Consider the following 4,624-nt stretch of genomic DNA (forward strand, 5'->3'; position numbering starts at 1 on the left):
GGATTTATTGTGATGGTTTAATTTGTGATTGTTTGATTGCTTGTGTTTTCGGGATGGGTGGTATGGCCGGATGAGGGCTTGGCTTGGTTGTGTGTGTTTGGGATGTTTCGCATGACATCGCTTGCGGTCATTGGCCTTGCGAAGTACCAGCCCTGACCGTAGAGGGGCATGTTGAAGGACTGGAGATAGCGCAGCTGCTGTTCGGTTTCGATGCCTTCGATGACGACATCGAGCGCCTGGTCGCTGGCAATGGCGATCACCTGGGGGATGATGTTGGGCGCTGCGGTATTGCTGTCGATGGACTGGATAAAGCTCTTGTCGACCTTGACGGCGCTGGCGCCAAGACGTCCGAGGTAGGAAAGGCTGGAATATCCCGCACCGAAGTCGTCGATGTAGACGGGATAGCCTTGCGTGCGCAGGCTGGCGATCTTGTCGCTGATACTGTCGAGATTGACCTGGGAGCGTTCTGTCAGTTCCAGACCGATCTGCCGCGGCTGGAGATTGGCCTGCGCCAGGGTGTGCGAGATATAACGGGTCAGTTCATCGTCATGAATATCGTGTCCGGTTACATTGATATTGACGCGCAAACGGGGATTTTCAGCCAGGAACGGCCCGAGCTCGGTAATAACACGATCGAAGACATAACGGGTTATTCGCCCTGCAATCCCTGCTTCCTCGGCGACCGGAATAAAGACGTCCGGAGGGATGGAGCCGTCCGGGGATGCGGGCCAGCGCAACAGGGCTTCGAGCGCAACGGTCTTGCCGTCATCAATGGCAATGATCGGCTGGTAGACAGCCGTCAGCTCACCCTTTGCAAGCGCCTTTTTCAGCCGGGAAAGCAGGCTGCAGCTTTTCTTGCGATAGTAAAGAACCGCGGCGCTGAGGAGACCGGCGGCWAGCGCTCCCAGAATGCCGCCTGCGAGCGGGACRAGGGACTGGGACCAGCTTGCGGGAAGCGAYTTTTGCCGGATCGCGACACACAGGCCCGAGCCGGGCTCGCAATACCGGCTTTCATATCCGGAATTGCCCTGCGCCTGCATGTCGCCGTGCTGCTCTTGCGCTACAAGCGCGGATGTATAGGAGAACAACAGGGCCTGATGCGTTCCGTCCTGGCTGGTCAGGGTAACCGTGAAGTCATATTTGTCCGTCCTGAACCCTGCAAAGGCGCCCGGGGAGAACACCAGATTGGCATTCCCTTCACCGATCACACTGCCGAAGGTTCCAGGCGTTGCCAGCTCACGCTGGCTGAAYACATAAAGCCCGTTGACCAGTCGCACATCAGGACTGGAAGGACTTTTGAGAACCGAACGCTTTCTCAAAAGCGTGGAACAAACCARTCGCCTGTCGGACAGCCGGCCGATATCCCTGATATCTGGCGCGCTGAACAATATCCTGCGCTGATAGGCAATGTCGTCTTCGCTGCATATGGGATAGGGAGACGCATTGGCCTGTGCGAGGATATCCCGGGCCATTTCCAGGGTCAGCCGGGAATGGTTCATCAGGGAYTGGCTGAACAGACGGGCTTGCCTGTCGGCGCGCTTGTCCAGATAAAGGTCTGCGGCCTTTTTGCCGGCATAAGCGCCTGTCATCACGATCAGGCAGATGCAAAAAAACCGGACTGCAAATCGCATGAGGCTTCTCCTGAACTTATACAATCTGCACATGCCAGGCTTTCCAGGCAGTAAATAATACATTGTTAGCGGATCCCTGGGCACGCAACCGTCTTTCATGCTGAATATCCGGTTATACCGGAGCACGGTCTGGCCGAAGCGGACGGGAATGACAGGAGTTGTGCCTGCCCTCAAAAGGCTCAGAGCGCCGATCTGTTTRGTCAGATCCGCGCCCTGGATATCGTCGCGCCCTGCCCTTCCAGCCGGGCTGTCAGGTGGCGGGTTTGCCSCCACCTTGTCTGCTTCAAGGATCAGAACTGTTTGGACAGCTTCCAGTTGATGATGTGCTGGAGCGGACCGCCGCCAGTGCTGACCTGTGTGCTGTATTCGATCCCGAATGCCCAGTCGTTATAGGTATTGAGATCGAAGCCGAAGCCAATGGCAAAGCTGTCACGCTCTTCCGGGCTGGCATCGATGGTAAAGGGCAGGAGGCCGGTGTCTGTATAACCAAGCGTTGCCTTGCTCGCACCGGCAAAGTCATGGGTATATTCCAGACGGCCTTTCGGCTTGAGCACGCCCCAGTCCGTATCGATCGTGTATTCCCCGCGCAGGCCAAGCGTGGTGGAGAACATGTCCACCGTCTGCTTGCCRAACGTCAGATTATACATGTCCGCTCCCGTYTCGCTGTAACGCGAAAGCGTGGCGTGGGCGGCATCGACCCGCAGGTAAGGCGAGACAAGCCACTCTTCACCGCGAAGCTCGTAACCCAGCGTCAGCGAACCGAACAGCTGGCTGCCGGAGCGTTCCCCGTGAGCCATGGCGCCTGTATCGGTCACATAGCGCTGATTGTCGAAGTTCAGCCAGCCATAGCCCAGAACACCATCGAGGAAGATGTTACGGCGCGGATGGTAGCTGCCATAGACCGCAGCCGAGAACATCGAGGCACGGCTTTGCGTTCCCCTCTGTCCGATATCGCTGATATCCTTGCCATAGCCAAAGCCGATACCGCCGATGAACTGTGGCGAGAAGCGATAGTCCACGCCGCCGCTGACATTGATACCGGTATGCGAGATCCGCTCGTCGACATCGTCATCCGACGTGCCCAGATTGATCTGGCCATTGGTCCAGAAGGAAAGCTTGCGCCGCAGTTCGCTGCACTGTTCCAGCGTCTTGCCGCCAAGCTTCGGCTGCAGGTGCGCCTCACCGATGCTGAGCGCCACACCAAGCGAATCCATGCGGCATTCGCCTTCCTCATGCAGCTGTTCAAGACGCTGCTGGAAGTTGCTGATCTGGGCCTTCGTCATCCGGTTGGTCGCCGCGACCTGCGCATTGACCAGACCGATGACTTCAGGATCCTTCGACGGATCCGGACGATCCTGGATCGCAACCGTTTGCGCCCGGCTGGCCAGATAGCCTTCCGCATCCATGACAACCACGCTCACCTCAAAGGACCCTGCCCGTACCGGCTTGCCGAAGACCGTATTGCCCTCCGCCGTCAGGCCGTCCGGCAGACCGCTGATCTGCCAGCGGTAAGGCGCCGTGCCGCCATCGGCACGCACCTCGTGACGGCCATAGTCAACCCCGACCTTGCCCCCGACCAGATCATTGAGATCAATGACAATGGTTGGCGCAGGTGCGATCTCGATGGTCTGGGTATCGCTCGCCGTGGCGCCGGTCGCATCCGTGACCGTGACCCTAACCGGATAGGAGCCGGCAGTCGTGGGCTTGCCCGTAACCGTATCGCCATCAGCCGACAGACCGTCAGGCAGTCCGCTGAAGACATAAGTGTACGGTGCGCTGCCGCCCGAAGCTGCAACCTTGTGCGAACCATAGTCCAGCCCSACCTTGCCATCGTCAAGATTGCTGAGGTCAAGAACGATGGCCGGCTGTTCGGCCAGTATGGCAATGGTCTGCGTTTCCACCTTGRCAAAGCCTTCCGCATCCGTTGCCTCGAYACTGACCGTGAATGTACCGGCCTCTGTTGGCGTGCCTGTCACTGTGTCGCCCTCGGCACTCAGGCCCGCCGGCAATCCGGTGATCCGGTAGCTGTAAGGCTCGGTGCCACCCGAAGCTGCAACCTTGCGTACGCCATAGTCGACACCGACTGTACCGTCGACAAGATCGCTGACGTCGACAACAATGAACGGTTCATCGCCAATCAGGATCGTCTGGGTCTGTTCGGCCCTGAAGCCRTTCGCATCGGTGACCATGACCAGCACATCGAAAGGTCCTGACCTGGTCGGCTTGCCCGTGATCGTGCCATCCTCRGCACCGGTCAGGCCATCAGGCAGACCGCCGAATTCAAACCGGTAGGGATCGGCGCCGCCTGAAGCCGTAACCYGGTGCGTCCCGTAATCGACACCAATGGTGCCGCCCACAAGATCACCAAGATCAAACGAGATCTCCGGTGCAGGCGCGATGCTAACGGTCTGGGTCTCTTCAGCCTCATAGCCTYCCTGGTCCCTCACCCGCACCGTCACATCGAAGGAGCCATCCTTGACCGGGGTGCCCTTGACCTTGTTGCCATCGGCCGACAGACCGTCCGGCAGGCCTTCGATCTGATAGGTATAGGGATCCGTGCCGCCAGAAGCCCTGATCTCGCGCTCGCCGTAATCAACCCCAAGCTTGCCATCGACAAGCTCCTCGAAGTCGATCACGATCAYCGAGGCCGGATCAATCACCAGCTTCAGGGTCTGCGACTGCGTATAGCCGTCACTATCCGTTACCTTGAACGTGACATCCGTTTCTCCCGCCTCGTTTGGCGTGCCCGAGATGATGCCGTCATTGATCACAAGCCCCTCAGGAAGCGGCGCGGCCTCAAACCTGTAAGGCTCCGTCCCGCCGCGCGCCGACATGCGGTGCGAGCCATAATCAAGCCCAACCTTGCCGCGAAGCTCTATATCCGAAAGGACAAGTTCAAGCTCAGGCGCAATGGTCACGTGCAGTGTCAGCGTCACTTCCGTCTCAAAACCCTCAGCGTCCTTCACCGTCACCTTGACGGGGAAGTCACCCGA

2 protein-coding genes are annotated in these 4,624 nt (G+C 58.7%); both read right to left on the bottom strand.

What is annotated here, in order from left to right:
• Nucleotides 1-17: 17 nt before the first annotated feature.
• A complete protein-coding gene (locus tag ACOWVS_RS23245) occupies nucleotides 18-1,631 on the bottom strand; it encodes an EAL domain-containing protein (RefSeq protein WP_075042540.1) in 1,614 nt (537 codons plus the stop codon).
• A gap of 290 nt (nucleotides 1,632-1,921) precedes the next feature.
• Nucleotides 1,922-4,624: putative Ig domain-containing protein (locus ACOWVS_RS23250; protein ID WP_420984199.1), on the bottom strand; the 2,703-nt coding region annotated here is incomplete at its 5' end.

The organism is Brucella sp. IR068 (genome assembly GCF_049065885.1).
Classification (GTDB): domain Bacteria; phylum Pseudomonadota; class Alphaproteobacteria; order Rhizobiales; family Rhizobiaceae; genus Brucella; species Brucella intermedia.